Source organism: Micromonospora sp. NPDC000089, from assembly GCF_042899365.1.
Taxonomy (GTDB): Bacteria; Actinomycetota; Actinomycetes; order Mycobacteriales; family Micromonosporaceae; genus Micromonospora.
This window is the reverse complement of the sequence record NZ_JBIAZT010000001.1, coordinates 57,509-76,499: the sequence shown is the minus strand read 5'-3', so window position 1 is coordinate 76,499 and position 18,991 is coordinate 57,509. Positions and strand designations below refer to the sequence as shown.

The following is an 18,991-nucleotide window of genomic DNA, read 5'->3' as shown; positions in this document are numbered from 1 at the left end:
ACGAAAGGGCCGGTCCGAGAGGACCGGCCCTTTCGTGAACGTCGGCGTCAGTTGCCGCCCGCGCCCTCGGCCTGCGACATGACGGCCGCGGGCGGTGGGTTCTGGGCGGGGGTGTTGGCGCTCTTGCGGCCGCGGGACAGTCGGCGCTGGACGTACTGGGCCAGCTTCGACAGCGTGTAGTTGACCGCGATGAACATCACCGCGATCACCACGTACACCTGGATCGGGTTCTCCAGCACGCCGATGATCTGCTTGCCGATGTTCAGGGTCTCCTCGTAGCTGATGATGAAGCCCAGCGAGGTGTCCTTGAGCACCACCACCAGCTGGCTGATCAGCGCCGGCAGCATGATCCGGAAGGCCTGCGGCAGCAGGATCATCCGGGTGGTCTGGGCGGGGGAGAGGCCGATCGCGGCGGCCGCCTCGGCCTGCCCGCCGGGCAGCCCCTCCATGCCGGAGCGGAGGATCTCGGCGATGACCACGCTGTTGTAGATGGTCAGGCCGATGACCAGGTACCAGAGGGCGTCCATCGAGACGCCGAACTCGGGGAAGCCGCGGGCCACGAAGAAGATGGTGATGACCACGGGCAGGCCGCGGAACACCTCCACGCACACCCGGGTGATCGCGGAGAGCGCGACGTTCAGCCCGCGCAGCAGGTACGCCAGCGGGGTGGCCAGGCCGGTGAACCGGCGGCGGGTCAGGCTCTTGAGCTGGATCCGCAGCACGGCGAGCAGGGTGCCGATCACCAGCGAGGAGACGATGGCCAGCGCGGCGGCGGTGAGGGTGTGCCGGAAGCCGAGGCCGATGCGCTGCCAGACCTGGGCGAAGTTCTCGTTGGAGGGGTCGACCAGCGGCCCCCACAGCTCCATCGAGAACTGGCCCTTGGCGTCCAGCGGCCGGTAGATCAGGAAGTACGCCGCGACGAGCAGCAGCGCCGCGGCCACCACGCTGGCGATCAGGGTGACCCGGCGCTGACGGGGGCCGGGGACGTCGTACAGGACGCTCTGCTGGCTCATCGGGCCACCGCCTGTCGCTTCTCGATCCGGTCGAGCAGGGCGCCGAGCGGCACCGTCATGATCAGGTAGCCGATCGAGATGCCGATGGCGACCGGGATGAAGGCGTACCCCTCGGCCCCGGTGAGCTGGTCAGCGGTGGCCGACAGGTCACCGACGACCCCGAAGAAGCCGACCAGCGCCGAGTTCTTGATCATCGCGATGATCACCGAGCCGAGCGGCACGATCGAGGCCTTCCACGACTGTGGCAGGACCACGTACCGCAGGTTCTGCCCGAAGGTGAGGCCGAGCGAGCGGGCGGCCTCGGCCTGGCCCGCCGGCACCGCGTTCACCCCGGAGCGCAGCGCCTCGCAGACGAACGCGGCGGTGTAGAGCACCAGCGCGATCAGCGCGAACCGGAAGTACGGCAGGTCGGTGCCGAGCCGCTTGAACAGCGCGTCCACCCCGGGGATGCGGAGGAAGTCGGCGTTGGAGCCGAGCGCCGGCAGGCCGAAGGCGGCGAAGAACATCACCACGGTCAGCGGCATGTTGCGGAAGACGTTCACGTAGCCGGTGCCGACGGCGCGCAGCGGCGGCACCGGCGAGATGCGGAGCACCGCCACGACGGCGCCCAGGATCAGGGCGCCGATCGCGGCGAGCACGCAGATCTGGAGGGTGAGCCAGAAACCACCCGCAAAGACGTCGAACTTGTCGATGAGCACGTTCACGGGTCGGTCGTCCTCCCCACCCTCCAGATCAAGGACAGATCAGTAGCGGTTGATGGTCGGCGCGTTGCCGAGCTCGGCGCCGAACTTGCCGGCGGTGTCGTCCCACGCCTTCTTCCAGCGCCCGTCCTGCATGGCCTTCTCCAGCGTGTCGTTGATGAAGGTGCGGAACGCGGTGTCGTCCTTCTTCACGCCGATGCCGTACGGCTCCTTGGTGAAGTTGTCGCCGGCCAGCTTGAACGCGTTCTCGTCCTTGGCGATGAAGCCGAGCAGGATCACGTTGTCCGTGGTGACGGCGTCGACCTGCCCGTTCTTCAGGGCGTCGCGGCACTTGTCGTACGTGTCGAAGAGCACCAGCTGGGAGCCGACGTCCTTGACGGACTTCTTGATGTTCTCGGCCGGGGTGGAGCCGGTGACCGAGCAGACCTTCTTGGTGCCGTCCTTGAACGAGTCCGGCCCGGTGATCGCGGTGTCGTCCTTCTTCACCAGGATGTTCTGGCCGGCCTCGTAGTACGGCCCCGCGAAGGCGATCCGCTCCTTGCGCTTGTCGTTGATCGTGTACGTCGCCGCGACCAGGTCGACGCTGCCGTCGATGATCTTGTCCTCGCGGACCTTCGACGGGGTCTCGACGTACTCGATCTTGTCCTCGGGGATGCCGAGCTCCTTGACGATGATCTTCGCGATCTCGACGTCGAAGCCCTCCGGCTTGCCCGAGAGGCCCTTCTGGCCGAAGCCGGGCTGGTCGAACTTGGTGCCGACCTTGATCGCCTGGGCCTTGTTCAGCCGCTCCATGGTGCTGCCGGCGGCGAAGGACTTGCTGCCGGCGCCGGTGCCCTCCTCGGCGTCGTCGCCGCCACAGGCGGCGAGGCCGAGCGCCAGGGTGGCCGCCGCGGCGACTGCCGCCATGCGCTTCATACCCATACTGATCTCCTTCTTCGGTCGGAACCCACCGGAGCCGGCACGCTCCACTTCGGACGCCTAGTGCGTGAGGATCTTGGAGAGGAAGTCCCGGGCCCGCTCGCTGCGCGGGTTCGCGAAGAACTCGGTCGGCGGGGCGTCCTCGACGAGCTGCCCGTCGGCCATGAAGATGACCCGGTTGGCGGCGTGCCGGGCGAAGCCCATCTCGTGGGTCACCACCACCATCGTCATGCCCTCACTGGCCAGCGACGTCATCACGTCCAGCACCTCGCCGACCATCTCCGGGTCGAGCGCGCTGGTCGGCTCGTCGAAGAGCATCGCCTTGGGCTGCATGGCCAGCGCGCGGGCGATCGCGGCCCGCTGCTGCTGGCCGCCGGAGAGCTGCGCCGGGAACTTGTCGGCCTGGTTGGCGATACCCACCCGGTCGAGCAGGGCCAGGCCGCGCTCCCGGGCGGCGGCCGGCTTCTCCTTGCGGACCTTGATCGGCCCGAGGGTGACGTTCTCCAGGATGGTCTTGTGCGCGAAGAGGTTGAACGACTGGAAGACCATGCCGACCTCGCTGCGCAGCTTGGCCAGGGCCTTGCCCTCGGCCGGCAGCGGCTCGCCGTCGAAGGTGATGGTGCCGGAGTTGATCGGCTCGAGCCGGTTGATCGCCCGGCAGAGCGTCGACTTGCCGGAGCCCGACGGGCCGATCACGACCACGACCTCGCCCTTGCCGACGGAGAGGGACACGTCGTCGAGCACGTGCAGCGGGCCGAACCACTTGTTGACCCCGTCCAGCACGATGAGCGGTTCGCCCTTCGTCACGTGCACACCGTCCCTGTCGTCGTTGGCGAGCCGGGGTGGTCGACCCTCGGTTGTGGGCCACTGTAGGCGGGGTCCCGTGGCGGAACGCAAGTCAGATGGTCACGGAGCGGTAACACCGGTCCCCGGTCGGCGCCCGAGTGGCAGCCGCGCCGGTGGGCGGAGATCATGAGGGGATGAGCGACCGGTTCCGGCTGACCGAGCACGGCCGCGGCGGCGGCTGCGCCTGCAAGATCCCGCCCGGCGAGCTGGAGGCGATGGTCGCCGGGCTCGGCCCGGCGACCGGCAACGCCGACCTGCTGGTCGGGCTGGAGCACGGCGACGACGCCGCGGTGGTCCGGCTGGACGAGCGGACCGGCCTGGTCACCACCGCCGACTTCTTCACCCCGGTGGTCGACGACCCGTACGACTGGGGCCGGATCGCCGCCGCCAACGCGCTCTCCGACGTGTACGCGATGGGCGGCACCCCGCTGGTCGCGCTGAACCTGCTCTGCTGGCCGCGCGAGACGCTCCCGTTGGAGCTGGCCCGGGAGGTGCTGCGCGGCGGCCAGGACGTGGCCCGCGAGGCCGGCTGTCACCTGGCCGGCGGGCACAGCGTCGACGACGACGGGCCGAAGTACGGCCTGGCGGTCACCGGCGTGGTCCGGCCGGACGAGCTGATCACCCTGGACGCCGGGCGGGCCGGTCTGCCGCTGTCGCTGACCAAGCCGCTGGGCGTTGGGGTGCTGAACACCCGGCACAAGGCCACCGGTGAGGTGTTCGCCGAGGCGGTCGCGTCGATGACCGCGTTGAACCGGGACGCGGCCCGGGCGGCGGTCGCCGCGGGCATCCGCTGCGGCACCGACGTGACCGGTTTCGGGCTGCTCGGGCACGCCAGCAAGCTGGCCCGGGCCAGTCGGCTGACGGTGGCGATCGACCCGGCCAAGGTGCCGTACCTGGCCGGCGCGCGGGAGGCGGTGCGGGACGGGTACGTCAGCGGCGGCACCCGCCGCAACCTCGACTGGGTGACGCCGTGGACCGACTTCGGGTCGTACGACGAGGCCGAGCGGCTGCTGCTGGCCGACGCGCAGACCTCGGGCGGGCTGCTGGTCGCCGGCGAGGTGCCCGGCGGCACCGTGATCGGTGAGCTGGTGCCCCGCGGGGGATCGATGGTCGTGCTGCGCTGAGACGCGCCGCACGCCCGGCGTGGGAGCCGCGCGAACGGGCACCGTACCCGATAAACTGTCATCTTTCCGCTACTCGGAGCAACGATGCTCAGGGAAATTTTGCCCGGAATGGTCACAGACCGGTAACTTGCCCCCGGCTGCGGTCATATGCCCCCCACCATCGTCAGTAAGGCCCGATCCGGAGGCCGGTGGGACGAACGCAGCGAGGAGGCGGCGTGACCGAGCTGTGGAACTGGAGAATCGACCGGGTGGCCCCGGTGGAGGTCTACCCGGCGCTGGCCGAGGCGCTCGGCCGGGTGGTGATGCCGCTGGCCGTGGCCGACCCGACGCGGCTGCCCACGTACGCGGTGATCTGCGACGTGTGGGAGGCGCCGGGCGAGTTCGGCACGATGGTCGACTGCTACGGCGTGCCGGACCGGCTCGACGAACGCACCAGCGTCGCGGCGCTGGCCCGGCTGCTCGGCCGGGACTGCCTGCTCACCGACGACACCCTGGACGCCGGCCGGCACCTGCTGGTGGGCCCGGACGGCACCATCCGCCCGGTGCACTTCGACGTCACCGAGACCGACGACGGCGAGATCCTCAGCAACCGGCGGCTGTGCACCGAGGCGCACCCCGGCTGTCGGGGCTGGTCCCGCTGCCACCGCTCGCGCTGGGCGCCGGATTCGGTGAACCCGGCCCTGGCCGCGGCCTGACCGCAGCCGCGGGGTCGCGCCGGCCGCCCCGCGCGCTCGACCGCATCCCGCGGGTACGGGTCGACTCCGGCCCGTACCACCGGGCGCCGGCCGTCCGCCGGCCCGGTCGACGGTCAGGCCGGTGCGGAGCCCCGACTCCCCGCCGGCTGACCACCCCGGACCACCAGCTGGTCGAGCAGGGTCGCGGTGGCGGCCGACACCGCCGCCACCGCCGCGTCGAAGGCCGCCGCGTTGTGCGCGGCGGGTGCCCGGAACCCGGAGATCTTGCGGACGTACTGCAGCGCCGCGGCGTCGATGTCCGCCGGGGACACCTCGGGAACGTACGGCTCACGCAGCGTCTTGATGCTCCGGCACATGGCTGTCCTCCTGCGGCTCGTGCGGCCGGTCCGGCCGGGCGATGAGCGGGTCCCGCCCATTGTCCCGCCCGATCGGTGCCGACGCGAGGAGGTGGGCGCTCGCCGGGCCGCTACCCTGGTACCCCGAGGAAAGGGGCGCCGAGCAGGTGGCTAGGACCTACAACGTCGTGACGTACGGCTGCCAGATGAACGTGCACGACTCCGAGCGCATCTCCGGCCTGCTGGAGCAGGCCGGCTACGTGCGCGCGGCCGGGCTCGACGACGACCCGGACGTGGTGGTGTTCAACACCTGCGCGGTCCGGGAGAACGCCGACAACCGGCTCTACGGCAACCTCGGCCGGCTGCGCCCGACCAAGAACCAGCGCCCCGACATGCAGATCGCCGTGGGCGGCTGCCTGGCCCAGAAGGACCGCGGCGAGATCGTCCGCAAGGCGCCCTGGGTGGACGTGGTGTTCGGCACCCACAACATCGGCTCGCTGCCGGTGCTGCTGGAGCGGGCCCGGCACAACGCCGCCGCCGAGGTGGAGATCCTCGAGTCGCTGGACGTCTTCCCCTCCACCCTGCCCACCCGGCGCGAGTCGACGTACGCGGGCTGGGTGTCGATCTCGGTGGGCTGCAACAACACCTGCACCTTCTGCATCGTCCCGTCGCTGCGCGGCAAGGAGAAGGACCGCCGCCCCGGCGACATCCTCTCCGAGGTGCGCGCCCTGGTCGACGAGGGCGTGCTGGAGGTGACCCTGCTCGGGCAGAACGTCAACTCCTACGGGGTCGAGTTCGGCGACCGGTACGCGTTCGGCAAGCTGCTGCGCGCCTGCGGGGACATCGACGGGCTGGAGCGGGTGCGGTTCACCAGCCCGCACCCGAAGGACTTCACCGACGACGTGATCGCCGCGATGGCCGAGACGCCGAACGTCTGCCACTCGCTGCACATGCCGCTGCAGTCCGGCTCGGACGACGTGCTGCGCGCGATGCGGCGGTCGTACCGGTCGGAGAAGTACCTCGGCATCATCGATAAGGTCCGCGCGGCCATGCCGGACGCCGCGATCACCACCGACATCATCGTCGGCTTCCCCGGCGAGACCGAGGCCGACTTCCAGCGCACCCTGGACGTGGTCCGCGAGTCCCGGTTCTCCTCGGCGTTCACCTTCCAGTACTCCAAGCGCCCCGGCACCCCGGCCGCCACCATGGACGACCAGCTGCCCAAGCAGGTCGTGCAGGAGCGTTACGACCGGCTGATCGCCTGCGTCGAGGAGATCACCTGGGCGGAGAACAAGAAGCTGGTCGGCCAGCCCGTCGAGGTGCTGGTCGCCATCGGCGAGGGGCGCAAGGACGAGCGCACCGGCCGGATGTCCGGCCGCGCCCGCGACGGCCGGCTGGTCCACTTCGCGACGGGAGCGAACGGCCAGCACAGCGACGCCGGGTCGTTCGCCGGGGCGATCCGGCCGGGCGACATCGTGCACACCACCGTCACGTACGCCGCCCCGCACCACCTCAACGCCGACGGCGAGCCGCTGTCGCACCGGCGTACCCGGGCCGGTGACGCGGCCGAGGCGGGCCGCTCCCCGCGTACCCCCGGGGTGTTGCTCGGGCTGCCCACGGTCGGGGCCCCGGCCGCGGTGCCCGCGGCGACCGGCGGCTGCGCCGCGCACTGAACCCGGACGGTCGCGGGGCCGGGGCCCCCCCCGGGGGGGCGGGGGGGGGGCGGGGTGGGGGGCCCGGGGCGGGGGGGGCCCGGGGCGCCCCCCCCCCGGGCGGGGGGGCGCCCCCGCCGCCCCCCCCCCCGCCCCCCCCCCCCCCCCCCCGGCGGCGGGGGGGGCCCCCCCCCCCCCCCCCCCGGGGGGGCCGGGCCCCGGCCCGGGTCAGCCCTCGTCCGCCGCGCCGGCCGGCTCCGCCGTGGCCGCGGGCGGCGTGGTGGCGGCCCGCTCGGCGGCGCTGCGCAGTACGCAGAACTCGTTGCCCTCCGGGTCGGCCAGCACCACCCAGCCGGTGCCGTCGGGCCGGCGCCGGTCGTCGACCTGCACCGCGCCGATGCCGAGCAGGCGTTCGACCTCCTCGTCCCGGGTCCGGTCGGCGGGCTCCAGGTCGAGGTGCAGGCGGTTCTTGATCGTCTTCTCCTCCGGCACCGCCAGGAAGATGATCTCCGGACCGCCGGGCGGCCGCAGCAGAGCCTCCGGGTCGCCGGGGAAGTCGTCGGGCTCACGGGAGCAGTCGAGGACCTGGGCCCAGAAGCCGGCCAGGGCGTAGGTGTCCCGGCAGTCGAAGCCGACGTTGTGGATACGTGCGCTCACGGTGTTCCTCCACGAAGGATGGACGCGCCCCGCGAGGATGAGAGGTCAGCGGGCGGGGCGGGGCGCGAAACGGGTCAAGGCGAACATCGACCGCACCCCCTCTCCATCGCTCGGGCTGACAGCGAAGGATCTTGCCACCGCCGGCCGTGAGCGGCAACCGGAAATCTCAACCCAGCAGCGCGCCCACCACCGCCAGGGTGACCATCGACAGCGCGGTCGTCACGATCACCGTCTCCCGAGCCACCGCCGCGCCCCGGCCGTACTCCCGGGCGAAGATGTAGGTGTTCTGCGCGGTGGGCAGCGCGGCGCACACCACCAGGGCCAGCAGCACCGGCGGGCGGACGCCGGCGAGCGACCCCACCGACCAGGCCAGCAGCGGCTGCGCCAGCAGCTTCAATCCGCTCAACCCGGCGACCGCGCCGCGGCCACGGGTGGGGCTCGGGTCGTCGGTCGCCGGCCGGGAGCCGGTGAGCGACAGGCCCAGCGCGACCAGCGCGGTCGGCACCGCCGCCGCGCCGAGCAGCGCCAGCGGCCCCGCCACCACCTCCGGTGGTCGCCACCCCAGGCCCGAGCAGAGCGCGCCCAGCGCCGGCCCGGCGATCACCGGGTTGCGCAGCGGCAGCGTGAGCAGTCGGCCGGGGCGCAGCGGCCGGCCGGCGGCCCGGTCCAGCGCCGTGAGGATCACCGGGGTCACCACCAGCACCTGGAACAGCAGCACCTCGGTGAGGAAGGCGGCGTCCCCGAGCACCTGCAACGCCACCGGGATGCCGAGGTTGGCCGAGTTGACGTACCCGGCGGCCATCGCCGCGATCGTCGACTCGCCGGTCGACCGGCGGGCCGCCGCGCCGACGGCGAAGCCGGCCGCCATGGTGACGGCGGTGCTGACCGCGAACGCGCCCAGGGCCCGCGGGTGCACCGCCAGCGGGGTACGGGACAGGGTGCTGAACAGCGCCGCCGGCATGGCCAGGTGGAACACGAACCCGCCGAGCACCCGTTCGGCGTCCGGGCCGAGCAGCCGACGCCGCCCGAGCAGCCAACCGAGCCCGGTGAGCACCCAGACGGGCACGAAGGCGGCGAGCACCGTACGCGGGCGGCGCGGTCAGGGCCGGACGGCCGGGACCGGCGCCGCCCCGTCGGCCGATGGCAGGGTGACGGTGACCTCCAGGCCACCGCCGCTGCGCCGGGCCACCACCTGCACGGTGCCGCCGTGCGCGTCGCAGACCGCCCGGACGATGGACAGCCCCAACCCCGACCCGCGTGCCCCGGTGCGCTCCCGGCCGCCTCGGCGGAACGGCTCGAACAGCCCGGGCACGTCGGCCTGGTCCACCTCGAACCCGGTGTTCCCCACCACCAGCCAGGAGTTGCGCCCGTCCGAGCCGGTCCGCACCCAGATCCGGCCGTGCAGGTGGTTGTAGCGGACGGCGTTCTCCACGAGGTTGCCGGCCAGCCGGTCCAGCAGCCCCGGGTCACCGATCACCGGGGCCGGCTTCAGCGCCGTCTGCACCCGCAACCCGATCCGCTCCACCTCGCGGGCCACGGCGGAGAGCGCGTTGGCGGTGCCGGTCGCCAGGTCGCACTCGGTCCGGCGGGCCAGCCGCCGGCCGGTCTGCGCCTCGCTGCGGGCCAGCACCAGCAGCGCGTCGACCAGGCCGTTGGCCCGCTCGGACGCCTCCCGCACCACGACGGCCATCCGGCGGTACTCCGCGGCGTCCGCCTCGTCGTCGCTGAGCGTCACGTCGATCTCGGTACGCATCACCGCCAGCGGGGTCCGCAGCTCGTGCGACGCGTTCGCCACGAACCGCTTCTGCGCCTCGAAGGCGGCGGCGATCCGGTCCAGCATGGCGTCGAACGTCCGCGCCAGCTCGGCCACCTCGTCGTCCGTGCCGGACCAGCCGATCCGCTGGTCGAGGGTGGCCTCGCCGAGCCGCTGCGCGGTCGCGGTGACCTGCCGCAGCGGGCGTAGCGTCCGCCCCGCCACCAGGTACGCCCCGGCGACCCCGACCACGCTGATCAGCAGCAGCGCGAGCAACCCCCGCAGCAGCAGCTCCTGCGACGCCGCGTCCACCAGCTGCCGCTGCCAGGCTGCGGCGTCCAGGGTCCGCCCGTCGGCCAGCGAGACGGTGGTGCCGGCGCGCAGCTCGTCGGCGGGGCGCAGCGCGTCGCGGACCAGCAACCAGGCCAGCGCCACCATGATCGCCCCGGCGCCGATCAGCAACACCCCGTTGAGCAGCGTCAACCGCAGCCGCAGGGTGGGCCGCACCGTCATGGCTTGACCGTGCGGTAGCCGGCGCCGACCACGGTCTCGATCAGCGGCGGGTCGCCAAGCTTCTTCCGCAGGGTCATCACGGTGACCCGGACGATGGTGGTGAACGGGTCGGTGTTGGCGTCCCAGACCCGGTCCAGCAGCTCCTCGCTGGAGACCACCGCGCCGCGCGCCTTGACCAGCTCGGCGAGCACGCCGAACTCCTTGTTGGTCAGGTCGACCGGCGCGCCGGCGCGGGTGACCACCCGGCGGGCCGGGTCCAGCACCACGTCACCGACGGCCAGCACCGGCGGCGCGGCCGGGGTGGCCCGCCGGCCGAGCGCCTGCACCCTGGCCACCAGCTCGTCGAAGGCGAACGGCTTGGGCAGGTAGTCGTCCGCGCCGAGGCCCAGCCCCTCCACCCGGTCGGCCACGCTGTCGCTGGCGGTCAGCATCAGCACCCGGGTCAGCGTGCCGGAGGCGACCAGCTCGGCGCAGATCTGGTCGCCGTGCATGCCGGGCAGGTCCCGGTCGAGCACCAGCACGTCGTACCGGGTGACGAAGGCGGCCTCGTGACCGGCGTTGCCGTCGTACGCCACGTCGACCGCCATGCCGCGCTTGCGCAGTCCGCGCGCGATCGCGTCGGCGAGGTTCCGCTCGTCCTCGACCACCAGCACCCGCATCCCGACCTCCTCGCCGACCTGCCCGACAACCTAGCCGGGGTCGCCAAACCGGCGACGGGCCAGGGCCGGCCGGACGGCGGAATCAGCCGGGCAACCGCCACACCCGCAGCCCACCGCTGCGCTGCCAGCAGACCAGCAGGCGATCGCGACCGCCGCAGCCCTCCGCGCGCTCCGGCAGCAGGTCGCGCGGTCGCACCTCCCCGTCGGTGCCCAGCTCGGCCAGGAGCAGCCGACCGGCCGAGACCGGCCGGGTGAGCTGCAGCGTCGCGCCGTCGTCCGGCGAGCCGCCGAGCTGCCAGCCGGCCAGGTCCAGGATCACCCGGCCGGTCGCCGGGTCGAGCAGGCCGAGCCGCTCGTCGCCCGGGTCCACCCGCACCGCGAGCATCCGGTCACCCTGCATCCGCAGCGGCTGCCAGACGTCGCTCGGCCAGCGGGGCCGGCCGGTGGCCGGGTCGAGCACCCGGGAGCCACCGATCCCGTACAGGCAGATCGCGTCGGCGCAGGGCCCGGCGAACATCCGCTCCGTCTGCTCGGACGGCACCCGCCAGCGCCGGGCGCCGGTGACCAGGTCGTAGCCGGCGAGCCGGTCCGGTGCCTCGTCGACCAGCAACAGGTCGCCGGCGACCCGGGCCGTCTCCTGGCCGTCTCGGGCCGGCGGCACCGGCAGGGTGGTACGCACCGCGCCGGTGTGCGGGTCGCGTACCTCGGCCCGGCCGGCCCGGGTCACCAGCACCACCGCCGTCACGGTGTCCCCGGCCGTGCCGTAGCCGACTGCCCCGGCGCCGGTGCTCGCCGTCCACCGGATCGCGCCGGTCGCGCCGTCCACCGCCCGTACGGTCACCGAGTCGGATCGCACGCTCTCCAGCAGCAGGACATCCCCGCTCGGCAGGGAAACGGTGCCGGGCACGCGCCAGCGCACCCGCCCGTCGGCCGCATCGAGCAGGACGGTCTCCTCGCCGCCGCCCTCGGCGCCGGTGGAGACCAGCAGGCCGTCGCCCCGCGGTTCCATCCGGCGGAGTTGACCGCCGTCCGGCGGGGTCCACCGCCAGCGGGGTCGTTCGTCGGCGAGCCCCACCGCGGTCAGGCCCCGCACCCGGAGCGGCCCCTCGCCGCCCTCCACGACGACGAACAGATCCCCGAGGAGGTAGCTGTCCCCGAGGGAGTATCCAACCGCCGCGGAGTCGTCCCGGGAGAACAGCAGCGTCGGGCCGCTCGGCGCGGGCGCCGCGGCCGCCAGTGCGAGCAGGGCGAGCAGGCCGACCAGCAGGGCCCGCAGCGGCCGGCCGACCGAGGGCGGTGGCCGACGGTCGGCCGGTGCCGGCTCGGCGCCGTCGGTCACGTCCCCCAGGTCGATCAGCGTCATGGCCACCCGTCCCTCCGGTCCCGGGTTCTCGTCCCCGGGCCCCCGCTCGATGTGCCGTGGTCACCGCAGCCGCCAGACGCCGTACCCGGCGTCCGACCGCCGGCAGGCCAGCAGGTCGCCGTCGGCCACGCAGGCGCCGGCGACGCCGGACAACACGTCGAGGACGCGTGCCCGGGCCGCGGCGACGTCCAGCTCGGCCACCACCGCCCGCCCGTCGTCGGCCCGGCGCACCGCGACCAGCCGCCGGTCCGTCGGCCGCCGGCTGACCAGCCACCACCGGCCGGGCTCGGCGAGCACCCGGCCGGTGGCGGCGTCGAGGTACGCCACCCGCTGCTCGGCACCCGACCCCGGCTCGTCGGCCACCAGCAACCGCCCGCCCCGCTCGAGCAGCGTCCCCGTCCAGGTGGCAGAGGACCAGCGGACCGCGCCGGTCGCCGGATCGAGTCCCCGCATCCCGCCGGGCTGCAGGTACGCGCAGAGCACCGGCCCGCAGCCGGAGACGTACCACACCCGACCCACCCGGGCCTCCCACCGCCGGTCCAGCCGGTCCAATCCGTACGCGGTGAGCCGGGTCGCGTTCTCCTGGGACAGCAGCAGCAGGTCGCCCACCGGCTGACCCCACAACTCCCCGGGCAGGGCGGCGGGGTCGATCCGGGCGGCGGTCAGCCGGGCACCGGTGCGGGCGTCGTAGACCAGGGTCGGGCCACCCGGCGGGGTGGTGACGATCCGGTCGACACCGTCGGGGCCCGCGCGGTAGCCGACCGGGCCGGGCACCGGCAGCGTCCACCGCACCCGCCCGGTGGCCAGCTCGACGAAGCGGAGCGTGCGGCTGGCCGGCTCCTCCCCCTCGCTGATGAGCAGGCCGCCCGGCACGTCGAACCCCGCCCCGTCCTCCTCCCAGCGGCGCTCGCCGGTGGCCAGGTCGAACGCGTACGTGCGGTAGGGCCCCTCGGCGTCCGCACCGCCGACGAAGAGCACCACCCCGTCGCGGACGCCGACCTCGCCGTACGGGGTGGCGAACGGGATCGGCGCCTGCCACAGCGGGGTGAGCGGGCCGCGACCGGCGGCCGGCACGGCGTACGCGGACAGCCGCGCGGCGCGCCCGGCGGACGGGCCGGCCGGTTCCGTCACGAACAACCGGCCGGCGCTCAGGAAGGCGGCCGAGCCCGACGGGGCGGCCACCGCGAACACCTCCCGGCGGACCGGCGCGGCCGCCCCGGCCAGCGCCAGCAGGGCGAGCACCAGCACCAGCGCGGCCCGGGCCGGGCGGCCGATCGGGCGGGGTGCGCGGCGGGGCGGCTCCGGGCCGGCCTCGTCGCGCAGCTCGCCCAGCTCGATGACCGTCACGCCGACCTCCCCGACCGTCGTGCCACCACCACCCGGGCGCCGGAGTGGGACGCTCAGCGGCCCACCCGGGCCGACCCGGCACCGCCTGTACGATGGCGCGTCGTGGCTGTGCCGGTGGTAGACCCCTCGTTGAACCAGACGTCCGTGCCCGACCGGGTCGAGCCGGTCGCCGCGGAGCGACCCCGACGGCGCCCCGGGCGGGCCGACGCGCTGGCCATCGGAGCCTATGTGCTGCTGGGCGTTTTCGTCTGCCTCAACTACTGGGTGGACGTCCAGCACCGGGTCTCCTCGCACCTGCCCACCGACCACAGCTGGTTCGAGTGGCTCTTCTCGCACGGCGCGTACTCGCTGCGGCACCTGGAGAACCCGCTGTTCAGCGCCCGGCAGAACGCGCCGGACGGGGTGAACATGATGGCCAACACCTCGCTGCTCGGGGTGACCCTGCCGCTGGCCCCGGTGACCTGGCTGTTCGGCCCGCAGGTGACGTACGCGCTCTACCTGGGCGGCGCGCTGGCGGCGACCGCGGCCACCTCGTACTGGATGCTCTCCCGGCACGTGGTGCGCTCGCGGGCGGCGGCGTTCGTCGGCGGCGCGTTCCTGGGCTTCGCACCGGGCATCGTGCACCACGCCAACGGGCAGCCGAACTTCGTCTCCAACTTCCTGCTGCCGCTGATCGTGGCCCGGGTGCTGCGGCTGGGCGCGCCGGGCCGGTGGCTGCGCGACGGGCTGGTGCTCGGCCTGCTGGTGGCGTACCAGGTCTTCATCAACGAGGAGATGCTGCTGCTCACCGCGCTGGCCTGCCTGGTGGTGGTGCTGGCGTACGCGGCGCAGCGGCCCCGGGCGGCGGGCCGGCGGGCCGGCGGCTTCCTGGCGTCGCTCGGGGTGGGCGGCGGCCTGGCGCTGCTGCTCACCGCCTACCCGATCTGGTTCCAGTTCGACGGCCCGCAGTCCTACCGCGGCCTGCAGGGCGGGGTGTTCCACAGCTGGGGCGAGGACCTGATGGCCTTCGTCACCTTCGCCCGGGACACCGTCGCCGGGACCGAGGCGGTGGAGAAGACCATCGGGGTGACCGAGCAGAACACCTGGTTCGGCTGGCCGCTGGTGCTGGTCGGGCTGGCCGCGCTGGTGCTGCTCTGGCGGCGCAGCCTGGCCGCCCGGATCGCCGGCGTGCTGGTGCTGGTCTTCACGGTCGCCGCGATCGGCCCGGTGGTCCGCTTCGACGGCGAGGAGACCGGGATCGCCGGCCCCTGGGCGTACGTCCCGGACGACCTGCCGCTGGTGGAGATGATGATGCCGACCCGGCTCACCCTGGTGGTGGCCGCCGCGGTGGGCGTACTGCTGGCGCTGGCCTGGGACGCGCTGGCCGGGCACGGCCGCGCGGCCGCCGCGCCGGCGCCCGTGGTGCCCGCCCCGCGGACCGCGCCGGACGACGCGCCCTCGACGGCGACCGACCGCGGGCCGGCGGCCGGCGCGGCCGACGGGCGTCCGGCCCGCGCCGGGCGGCGCTGGGTCCGGCCGGCCGGCTACGCGGCGATCGCGCTGGCCGTGCTGCCGCTGACCCCCCGTCCGCTGCCGGCGCAGCACGTCGACCCGCCGCCGCACTTCATCACCGCGGGCGGCTGGCGGGGGTACGTCCCGGCCGGCCGCACCCTGGTGCCGGTGCCCGTCCCGAGCAACGTGCACGGCCTGTCCACGCTGCGCTGGAGCGCGCTGACCGGGCAGGCGTTCCCAATCCCGGGCGGCTACTTCATCGGGCCGAACGCGGACGGCGAGGGCGTGTTCGGCGCGCCGAACCGGCCGACCAGCACGCTGATCTACGCCACCATGGACGCCGGCACCGTGCCGCCGCTGACCGACGAGGACCGCCGTCGGGCGGTGGCCGACCTGCGCTACTGGAACGCGTCGGTGGTGGTGCTCGGCGCGCACCCCCGTGAGGCGGTGCTGCGCGAGCTGATGACCGGCCTGCTCGGCCCGGCCCGCCGGGTCGACGACGTGTGGCTCTGGGACGTCCGCCCGCTGGTCGGTTGACCGGCCGGGCCGCGGGCCCGAGGGGCCGGGACCGGGGACGAGCGGCGGCTCAGGCGGAGCGGGCGCTCAGCCGCCGGACGTCCCACACCCAGACGTCCAGCTCCTCGCGGCCGGGGCCGACCAGCTGCTCCACCGTCCGGCGCAGCGGCTCGGCGTTGTGCTGACCGACCGGCAGCACCAGCACGGCCGCGTTCCAGTGCCGCAGCTCGTCCAGGAAGCGGCGGCGCTGCCGGTCGTTCAGCTTCGGCGTACGCCCGGTGGTGGCCACCTCGTCGAGCAGGTCGCCGATCCCGCTGGGCCGGCCGCCGAAGCGGCCCGGGTCGCCGGTGTTGCCGTTGCGCGGGGCGAGGAAGTATCCGCCCGGGATCCGGAAGTCGAGGTTGGTGGTGGCCGCCCAGCGCATCCCGTGGGTGTTGCCCATGCTCGGCACGGGCACCGGCACCAGCGTCTGGTCCGGCCCGACGTACTCCCGCCACCGGCCGGCGGTGACGAATTCGGGCACCGGCGGTCGGGTGGTCACCTTCAGCGGCATCGGCACGATCGGCAGCAGCGCCAGCACCATCGCGGCCACCGCGACCGTCCGGGCGTGCCGCCACTCGGGCCCGTTCAGGGTGAAGGCCCGCTGCACGCCCAGCGCCAGCAGCACCCCGATCACCACCGAGGTGATCAGGGCGAACCGGGTCGGCACCACCGCGTCCAGCAGCGGCAGCCGGACCAGCAGGTCCCACGGGCCGGTGAACAGGTCGCGGTCCCACCAGGAGACCCGCTCGCCGAGGGAGAGCACCGCGAAGAACAGCCCGGTCGCGGCGAGCGCGCGGACCATCACCTCCCGGCGCAGCCAGAGCACGATGCCGACGGCGATCAGCGACAGGCTCCAGCCGAAGAAGGCGTTCTCCTCCGAGTAGTTGGGGGCCAGGTTGACGTTGGCCCGCTCGTTGCCGCCGAAGGTCGGCGAGCCGGGGGCGAAGAACGCGGCGATGTCGTTGCCGTAGTCGCGGACCGCGTCGCTGAGCCCGTGGTACGCCATCGGCCCGGCGAACTGGACGTAGAGCGGGTACGCCAGCAGCGCCCCGGCCAGCACCGCGCACACCGGGAGCCCGACGGCCAGCGATCGCCACGCCCGGGCCCACAGCGCCGGCCGTTGCACCACCATCGCGGTCAGGAAGACCCCGCAGGCGAGCGCGGTGAACAGCAGGATCTCCTCGTTGATGAACGCCTGCGCGGTGACCAGCAGGGCGAGCAGCACCCCGTCGCGCACCGGTCGGGTCGAGCGGGTCAGCACCAGCACCCGCCAGACGATGAACGGCAGCAGGAACTGGCTGATGATGTTCGGGTGCCAGTTGGCGTGCGACAGCATCGCCGGGGAGAAGCCGCAGAACCAGCCGCCGACCGCCGCGGCCAGCCGGCGCCCGACCAGGTGCCGGGAGAAGACGTGGTACCAGGCGGCGGCGGTGCCGGCGAGGCCGAGGGTGACCAGCGCCACGAACGACACCGCCGGCCCGAAGAGCAGGGTCACCGGCACCATCGGGATCCCCAGCGCCAGCACCGCCGTGTTGGCCATCAGGTTCACGCCGTCGGGGTAGTTGAACCGGTCGGTGAAGAACGGGAACTCCCCGTGCAGCACCACCCGTACCGAGTGGGCCAGGAAGAACTGCACCTGCGCCGGGTCGCTGCTGTAGAGCGAGGCCACCCGGCCGGCCGGGTCGACCCAGATCGGGCCGGTCACCCAGAGCGCGACGAGCAGGAAGACGCCGTACACCGCCAGGTCCTTGCGGCGGGAGGTCCACCGCCACCGCCGGGATCGCGCGGGCGTGGCCGCCGGGTCGGGCGCGGCTGGCCGCCCCGGTACGCCGTTCACGCGCGGCGGGTCGGGGCGGGTGGGGGCCGGCGGGGGCGCCGTCACGGTCGCCGTGGCGCCGCGGACGCCGTTCGGGGCGGCGTCGGTGTCCGGCGCGTACGGGCCGCGCGGCTGGGCAGACGTCACAGTCGCCGGAGTCTACCGGAGCCCGCGATTGGTCCGAATGTGGCTCTGGTGTCCCTTGTGGCCACCCGGCACGGACTGCGGTCCGGCGCCGGCCGTTGCGTACGATGGCAGCTTCCGGCGGAGGACGACCACGCAATCGGGGGTGTACGGGTGGGATCGGCGCGCGCCCTCGGCGGAACGGTCGCCGCCCTGCTCGCGGTGGCGCTGACCGGCACCGGCTGTGCCCCGGTGACCGGCCGGCAGGCCGACCGGCTGCGGGCCGGCGTGGACAGCCTCGACGGCACGCTGCGGGTGTGGCCGGCGCGCGGGCGGCTCGCCGGCGACGCGGCGGCGACGGCCGCGATCAGTGAGGCGGTACGCGCCTGGCGGTCCCCGATCGACGACCGGGCGCACCTGCCGACCTCCGGCATCCTCTGGTCCGGCGAGGCGGCCGGCGCCCCGCTGGCCCTGGTCGCCGCCGACGTGCCCGGTGAGGGCGCCTCCTGGCTGCTCCAGGTGACCGGCGCCGACGGCCGGTACGTGGTCACCCGCGCCGCCGAGTACACCGACCCCGGCTACCTGGCCTACGCCGACGTGCTGCCGGTGCAGCTGAGCGACGGCCGGCACTACCTGACCTCCGGCCGGGTGCAGCGGCTGCTCGGCCCGAACGGCCGGTCGCTGGCCGTCACCGACGGGCTGACCGGCCCGGTGACCGTGCCGGCCTGCGCGGCGGTGCCGGTGACCGCGACCCTGCGGGCCACCGAGTCGCTGCCCCGAGGACGGGCCGCCGAGCGGCTGCTCGACCTCGGTGCCGCGACCGCCGACCCGCGCTACCCGCTGGTCCGGGACGAGACCGGCTCCGGCCGGCGGGCGCTGGACGGGCTGGACACCTGCGTGCTGGCCGGCGCGAAGGGGCCGTTCAGCAGCGTCCCGCGCCGGATCGGGGACGGCACGGCGGACCGTTCGGCGCCGGAGTCGTGGCCGGTGGAGAAGCTGACGATGCGGGCGATCAGCGAGATGACCCTGGGCGGCGGGCACGACCCGGGCGACCTGGAGCAGCTCACCTGGGAGACCGCGGCCGGCACGATGACGTCGGTGGTGTACCGGCCGGCCGGCGACGGGACGCCGGTGGTATCGCCCGCCGACCGCTCCAACCCGCTACAGACGTACGTGCTGCCGGTGCCGGGGCAGCCGCTGGTGGTGCTCACCTGGCGGCCCGCCCGGGACGCCTCGCTGTCGGTGCCGCCGGGCACGCCCCGGCTGGTGGACCGGCCGGGGCTGGTGGTGGTGCCGATGCCCACCGCGAAGCAGGCGTTCAGCCTGGCCACGGCCGAGAAGACCTACTACCGCTCGGTCGGCGGCCGCTGACCGTCCGGCGCACACCGACGCCGGCGGCGACCCGGACCGTGGCTGGCCGCGACAGC

Annotated in this window: 17 protein-coding genes; 5 read left to right on the top strand and 12 right to left on the bottom strand. The window is 74.2% G+C overall.

Going from position 1 to position 18,991, the window contains the following annotated elements:
- Nucleotides 1-47: 47 nt before the first annotated feature.
- The 4 genes from ACFY3U_RS00370 to ACFY3U_RS00355 are packed head-to-tail and all read right to left on the bottom strand — an operon-like array spanning nt 48 to nt 3,439.
- Nucleotides 48-1,013, bottom strand: a complete 966-nt coding sequence (locus ACFY3U_RS00370) for an amino acid ABC transporter permease (RefSeq protein WP_387192453.1) — start codon at nt 1,011-1,013, stop codon at nt 48-50.
- Nucleotides 1,010-1,717: an amino acid ABC transporter permease gene (locus ACFY3U_RS00365; RefSeq protein WP_387192450.1), complete on the bottom strand. Its 708-nt coding sequence runs from the start codon at nt 1,715-1,717 to the stop codon at nt 1,010-1,012. The genes ACFY3U_RS00370 and ACFY3U_RS00365 overlap by 4 nt, the downstream gene beginning before the upstream one ends.
- A 39-nt stretch (nt 1,718-1,756) precedes the next feature.
- Entirely contained in the window at nt 1,757-2,635 is an 879-nt protein-coding gene (locus tag ACFY3U_RS00360) for a glutamate ABC transporter substrate-binding protein (protein WP_387192448.1), read from the bottom strand.
- Nucleotides 2,636-2,692: 57 nt separating this feature from the next.
- Nucleotides 2,693-3,439, bottom strand: coding sequence for an amino acid ABC transporter ATP-binding protein (locus ACFY3U_RS00355; RefSeq protein WP_387192445.1), 747 nt, complete (start codon nt 3,437-3,439; stop codon nt 2,693-2,695).
- A gap of 173 nt (nt 3,440-3,612) precedes the next feature.
- On the opposite strand from ACFY3U_RS00355, the gene selD reads away from it, so the two are divergent.
- Both selD and ACFY3U_RS00345 read left to right on the top strand, forming a co-directional pair.
- On the top strand, nt 3,613-4,602 hold the full coding sequence (selD, locus tag ACFY3U_RS00350) for a selenide, water dikinase SelD (RefSeq protein WP_387192442.1): 990 nt from the start codon (nt 3,613-3,615) through the stop codon (nt 4,600-4,602).
- Between the two features lie 215 nt (nt 4,603-4,817).
- Complete coding sequence (locus tag ACFY3U_RS00345) at nt 4,818-5,297, top strand: hypothetical protein (RefSeq protein WP_387192439.1); 480 nt, start codon at nt 4,818-4,820, stop codon at nt 5,295-5,297.
- 113 nt (nt 5,298-5,410) lie between these two features.
- On the opposite strand, the gene ACFY3U_RS00340 is transcribed toward ACFY3U_RS00345, so the two are convergent.
- Nucleotides 5,411-5,653, bottom strand: a complete 243-nt coding sequence (locus tag ACFY3U_RS00340; RefSeq protein WP_387192436.1) for a DUF2277 family protein — start codon at nt 5,651-5,653, stop codon at nt 5,411-5,413.
- 146 nt (nt 5,654-5,799) lie between these two features.
- Between ACFY3U_RS00340 and miaB the strand changes: the two genes are divergently transcribed.
- On the top strand, nt 5,800-7,305 hold the full coding sequence (gene miaB, locus ACFY3U_RS00335) for a tRNA (N6-isopentenyl adenosine(37)-C2)-methylthiotransferase MiaB (RefSeq protein WP_387192433.1): 1,506 nt from the start codon (nt 5,800-5,802) through the stop codon (nt 7,303-7,305).
- A 207-nt stretch (nt 7,306-7,512) separates the two neighbouring features.
- On the opposite strand, the gene ACFY3U_RS00330 is transcribed toward miaB, so the two are convergent.
- From ACFY3U_RS00330 to ACFY3U_RS00305, 6 genes are all read right to left on the bottom strand, one after another.
- The gene (locus ACFY3U_RS00330; RefSeq protein ID WP_387192430.1) at nt 7,513-7,941 is read right to left on the bottom strand and encodes a VOC family protein; all 429 of its coding nucleotides are present in this window, start codon (nt 7,939-7,941) and stop codon (nt 7,513-7,515) included.
- 166 nt (nt 7,942-8,107) lie between these two features.
- Complete coding sequence (locus ACFY3U_RS00325; RefSeq protein WP_387192427.1) at nt 8,108-9,022, bottom strand: AEC family transporter; 915 nt, start codon at nt 9,020-9,022, stop codon at nt 8,108-8,110.
- Between the two features lie 18 nt (nt 9,023-9,040).
- A complete protein-coding gene (locus ACFY3U_RS00320; protein WP_387192424.1) occupies nt 9,041-10,207 on the bottom strand; it encodes a sensor histidine kinase in 1,167 nt (388 codons plus the stop codon).
- Complete coding sequence (locus tag ACFY3U_RS00315; protein WP_387192421.1) at nt 10,204-10,866, bottom strand: response regulator transcription factor; 663 nt, start codon at nt 10,864-10,866, stop codon at nt 10,204-10,206. Before ACFY3U_RS00315 ends, ACFY3U_RS00320 begins: the two co-directional genes overlap by 4 nt.
- A gap of 82 nt (nt 10,867-10,948) precedes the next feature.
- Nucleotides 10,949-12,229: a PQQ-binding-like beta-propeller repeat protein gene (locus ACFY3U_RS00310; protein ID WP_387192418.1), complete on the bottom strand. Its 1,281-nt coding sequence runs from the start codon at nt 12,227-12,229 to the stop codon at nt 10,949-10,951.
- Between the two features lie 60 nt (nt 12,230-12,289).
- Complete coding sequence (locus tag ACFY3U_RS00305) at nt 12,290-13,576, bottom strand: PQQ-binding-like beta-propeller repeat protein (protein WP_387192415.1); 1,287 nt, start codon at nt 13,574-13,576, stop codon at nt 12,290-12,292.
- 129 nt (nt 13,577-13,705) lie between these two features.
- Between ACFY3U_RS00305 and ACFY3U_RS00300 the strand changes: the two genes are divergently transcribed.
- Entirely contained in the window at nt 13,706-15,604 is a 1,899-nt protein-coding gene (locus ACFY3U_RS00300) for a hypothetical protein (protein ID WP_387194061.1), read from the top strand.
- Nucleotides 15,605-15,653: 49 nt separating this feature from the next.
- Here ACFY3U_RS00300 and ACFY3U_RS00295 read toward each other — a convergent pair whose 3' ends face one another.
- Nucleotides 15,654-17,462 carry a hypothetical protein gene (locus tag ACFY3U_RS00295; RefSeq protein ID WP_387194059.1) on the bottom strand — a complete coding sequence of 603 codons (1,809 nt, stop codon included), beginning with the start codon at nt 17,460-17,462 and terminating at the stop codon, nt 15,654-15,656.
- A 276-nt stretch (nt 17,463-17,738) separates the two neighbouring features.
- On the opposite strand from ACFY3U_RS00295, the gene ACFY3U_RS00290 reads away from it, so the two are divergent.
- Nucleotides 17,739-18,935, top strand: coding sequence for a hypothetical protein (locus ACFY3U_RS00290; protein WP_387192412.1), 1,197 nt, complete (start codon nt 17,739-17,741; stop codon nt 18,933-18,935).
- Nucleotides 18,936-18,991: the final 56 nt, after the last annotated feature.